Annotated in this window: 3 protein-coding genes; 1 reads left to right on the top strand and 2 read right to left on the bottom strand. The window is 77.4% G+C overall.

The window, feature by feature from the left end:
- Positions 1–2,362 (top strand): LuxR C-terminal-related transcriptional regulator (locus tag E1165_RS28120; protein WP_132394720.1); only part of this gene is annotated, 2,362 nt, incomplete at its 5' end.
- A gap of 77 nt (positions 2,363–2,439) precedes the next feature.
- Here the strand turns inward: E1165_RS28120 and E1165_RS28125 are convergent.
- Together E1165_RS28125 and E1165_RS28130 are read right to left on the bottom strand one after the other, a co-directional pair.
- Positions 2,440–2,988, bottom strand: coding sequence for a DsbA family protein (locus E1165_RS28125; RefSeq protein ID WP_132394722.1), 549 nt, complete (start codon positions 2,986–2,988; stop codon positions 2,440–2,442).
- Positions 2,989–3,067: 79 nt separating this feature from the next.
- Positions 3,068–3,748, bottom strand: a complete 681-nt coding sequence (locus E1165_RS28130) for a BON domain-containing protein (RefSeq protein ID WP_132394721.1) — start codon at positions 3,746–3,748, stop codon at positions 3,068–3,070.
- Positions 3,749–4,049 lie beyond the last annotated feature (301 nt).

Here is a 4,049-nt window from a genome sequence, read left to right on the forward strand (position 1 = left end):
GCCCAGCACCCCCCGCCCCGACCAGCTGGAGCTGCTCGCCGCCGCACTGGCCGCCCGGGAACGGCCGGTGCTGCTGGTCCTCGACGACCTGCACCGGGTCGCCGACCCGGCCGCGCTGACCGGGCTGGAGTTCCTGCTGCGGCACACCGACGGGCGGCTGCGGCTGGTCGCCGGGGCGCGGGGCGAGCTGCCGTTGCCGTTGCACCGGTTGCGGCTGACCGGCGAGCTGACCGAGATCGGTCCGCAGGAGCTGGCCTTCACCGTCGACGAGGTCGCCGACCTGCTGGTCGCGCACGGCACCCCGTTGCCCTCGGCGGCGGTCACCCGGCTGCGTGAGCGCACCGGCGGCTGGCCGGCCGCCCTGCGGTTCGCCGCGCTGGCCGCCCACGGCCACGCCGACCCGGAACGCTGGGCCGACCGGTTCGGCGGCGACCAGCCGGAGGTCGCCGCGTACCTGCGGGCGGAGGTGTTGGGCGGGTTGCCGCCGCCGGCGCGGGAGCTGCTGCGGCGTACGGCGGTCAGCCCGGCGGTACGGGCCGACCTGGCCGACGCGCTGACCGGCCGGGGTGACGGCGGCCAGCTGCTGGCCGAGCTGGCCCGCGACGGCGGCTTCCTGCACGCCGACGACAGCGACCCGCCCTGGTACCGGCCGCACCCGCTGCTGGCCGACCTGCTCCGCGACGAGCTGGACGGGCTGGACGAGCAGGCCCGGCGGGACCTGCACCGGCGCGCCACCGGCTGGTACGCCGACCAGGACCGTCCCGCCGAGGCGCTGCGGCACGCGCTCGCCGGCGGGGAGTGGGAGCGGGCCACCGAGCTGCTGCTCACCGGCTGGCCGGAACTCGTCCCGTACGACCGGGAGGCCCCGACCTGCCCACCGCCACCGCCGCCCCCGGCGGAGGCGGTGCGCCGCGACCCGGAACTGGCCCTGGCCTGTGCCGCCGAACGGGCGTACGCCGGTGACGCCCAGGCCGCCGCCGCCCGGCTGCACGACGCCGCCGCGGCGGCGGGGTCACTGCCCGCCCCACGCCGGGACCGGTTCCGCCGGCTGGCCACCGCCCTGGAACTCACCCTGGCCCGGCTCGCCGGCGACCACCGGGAGGTCCGCGCCGTGGCGGCCCGGCTGCTCGCCACCATCCCTTCGTCCGACGGCAGCGGGGGCGCCGCGGCCCTCGATCCGCGGACCCGGGCCGGCGAGGACGCCGACGTGCGGGCGGTGGCCGGGACGGCCCTCGGCCTGAGCGACCTGGCCGAGGGCGACCTGCCGGCGGCGGCGGCCCGGCTCGCCGGGGCGTACGACGCCGCGCGCGACACCCGTCGGGCGCGCACGGTGCTGGTCTGCGCCGCCCGGCTGGCGCTGCTGCACGCCCTGGCCGGGAGGCTGCGGGCCGCCGAGGGGACCGCCCGGGCGGCTCTGGAGATGCCACCGTGCCAGGGCTGGTCGAGCCGCGTCGAGTGCGCCCACGCCCATCTGGCGCTGGCCCTGGTGGCCCTGTACCGCGACCAGCCGGAGGAGGCCGCCGCCCGGTTGGCGCTCACCGGCGCGGCGGCCGGTGAGCCCACGGCCGGGGCCGCCGCGACACTCTGCCGGGCCGCGCTGCTGCGCGACGCCGGTCAGGCCGCCGCCGCGACCCAGCTGGTGACCCGGGCGCGGACCGAGGAGCGGCCCGACGGGGGACTCGGCGACCGGCTGCTCGCCCTGGAGGCGGACCTGCGTGGTGGGCAGGGGGACGTGGACACCGCCCGGGGGTTGCTCGCTGATCGGGGTAGGCAACCCGACCGGCCGCCGGTGCTGGCGTTGGCGCTGGCCCAAGTGGAGTTGCGGGCCGGCGACGTGCGGGCCGCCGGGTACGCCCTGCCGCGGTGGGACGGCCCGGACGCCGAGGCCTGGCCGTTGCCGGTACGCCTCGCCGCCGGGCTGTTGGAGGCGGTGCTGGCCCGGCGCGACGGCGACGACCGGCGCGCGGGCCGGCTGCTGGAGCGGGTGCTCGACCTGGCCGCGCCGGAGGGCCACCGGCGGGTGTTCACCCGCGCCGAGCCGGCGGTCCGGGATCTGCTCGCCGCGCACCTGGATTCCGGGACCGCGCACTGGCCGACCGTGAGCGACCTGGTGCGGGGTGCCGGGGAACCCGCCGAGCGGGGGCCGGCCGGGACGGCCCGGACGCTGGACGAGCCGTTGACCGAGCGGGAGTTGACCATCCTGCGTTACCTGCAGAGCATCCTGTCCAACGTGGAGATCGCCAGTGAGTTGTCCCTGTCGGTCAACACGGTGAAGACGCACGTGCGCAACATCTACCGCAAGCTCGACGCGACCCGTCGCCGCGAGGCGGTCCGCCGGGCCCGCGAACTGCGCCTGATCTGAGCCTCCGACGGGCGGCGCAGGACGGTGCGACCCGCCGCCGGGCGGTGCGATCCCGGCGGTGGGCGGCACGCGTCCGGTCAGGCGCCGGCCACCGCGTCCACCGCGACGAGCAGCTCCGGCAGGTCGTACCCGCCCTCGTGGCAGACCTCGTTGATGAACAGGGTGGGGGTGCCGTTCACCCCGCTGCGGATCCCGCCGACGAAGTCGCGCCGCACCCGGTCGGCGTACGCCTGCCGCTCGACCTCCACGCCGACCTCGTCGGGCGGCAGCCCGAGCTGCTCCACGCCGAGCGACAGGTGCACCGGGTCGAGCTGGTCCTGGTGCTCGTAGAGCCAGTCGTGCATCGCCCAGAACCGGCCCCGCCGCCCGGCGGCCTCGGCGACCTCCGCCGCGGCCTCCGCGTACGGGTGCACGTTCGCGATCGGGAAGTGCCGGTAGACCAGGCGGACGACGTCGGCCCGCTGGCGCAGCGCCTCGGTCAGGTTCCGGTGCGCAGCCCCGCAGTAGCGGCACTGGAAGTCGCCGTACTGCACGACGGTGACCGGCGCGTCCACCCGCCCACGGACGTGGTCGGTGTCGTCCACCGGCACCCGCAGCCGGGCGGTGACCTGCAACGGCGTCGTCATCGGGCCGCTGTCGGAGTCGGTCATGACCCCGAGCCTGCCGCCGGGGCGGGTGACGCCGGCTCACCCGGGCCGGGTGGTCTCAGCGTGCCACCGTGACGTGGTTGTGCACCTCCCGGATGCCCGGGGCGGACCAGACGATCCGTTCCACCTCGTCCCGCTCGGTCACCGAGTGGACCAGCCCGTCGAGGACCGCCGTGTCGCCGTACACCCGGACGCTGACCCGGTCCGGTTCGGTGGCGCCGCTGCGGGCCAGCGCGTCGACGATCCGTTCGGGCAGTTCGTCGCCGCTCGGCCGGTCCGCCGGCTGGACGGTGATCCCGTTGCTCAGTCCGCGTACGCCGGTCAACCGGCCCACCACCCGCTCGGCGGCCCGGCGCTGGTACTCCCACTCGACCGGGCCGCGTAGCGTCACCCAGCCGTCGGCGACGGTCACCTCCAGGTTCTCCACCGGCACGAAGGCGTCCCACTCCAGGGCCCGCCCGGCGGCCAGGGCGATATCCGCGTCGGTGCGTCGCGCCGACGGGGCGATCCGCACGGTGAGGTCGTTGGCGACGGCCCGGACCCGGGCCACCCGGTGGGCGGCCCGTTCCGCCGCCCACTTGGCCGCGTAGCTGTCCACCCAGCCGGTCAGCGTCACCACGCCCTCGGTGACGGTCACCCCCACCTCGGTGGGACTCACCCGGGGATCCCAGGCCAGTTCGTCGAGCACGTCGTTCTGGAGGTCCTGGTCGGTGCGGGTGACGCTGGTCGCGGTGGCCATGCGCACTCCTTTCCGGGGTCGGCACTGGCGGGCGGCATCCCGCCGACTGCGAGGCTGCCTCCGCCGGGGGTGAGCCATCCTCGTCCGACCGGGGTGAGCGGGCCGGGCCGAGGCTGCCGGCCGGGCCGGGCCGAGGTGCCGGACGAGCGGGCGGGCCGAGGCTGCCGGACGAGCGGTGCCGGGGTCGCCGGTGTCGACAACCGGCTCCCGCTGGGGCACGATCTGGCGATCGGTCGGGAGGGGGGATGGACGTGGAGCGGGCCCGGGCGGTCGCCCATCGCGCGGCCCGGGGGTCGTGGCG

The sequence above is a fragment of the Micromonospora sp. KC723 genome, from assembly GCF_004348595.1.
In the GTDB taxonomy this organism is placed as follows: domain Bacteria; phylum Actinomycetota; class Actinomycetes; order Mycobacteriales; family Micromonosporaceae; genus Micromonospora.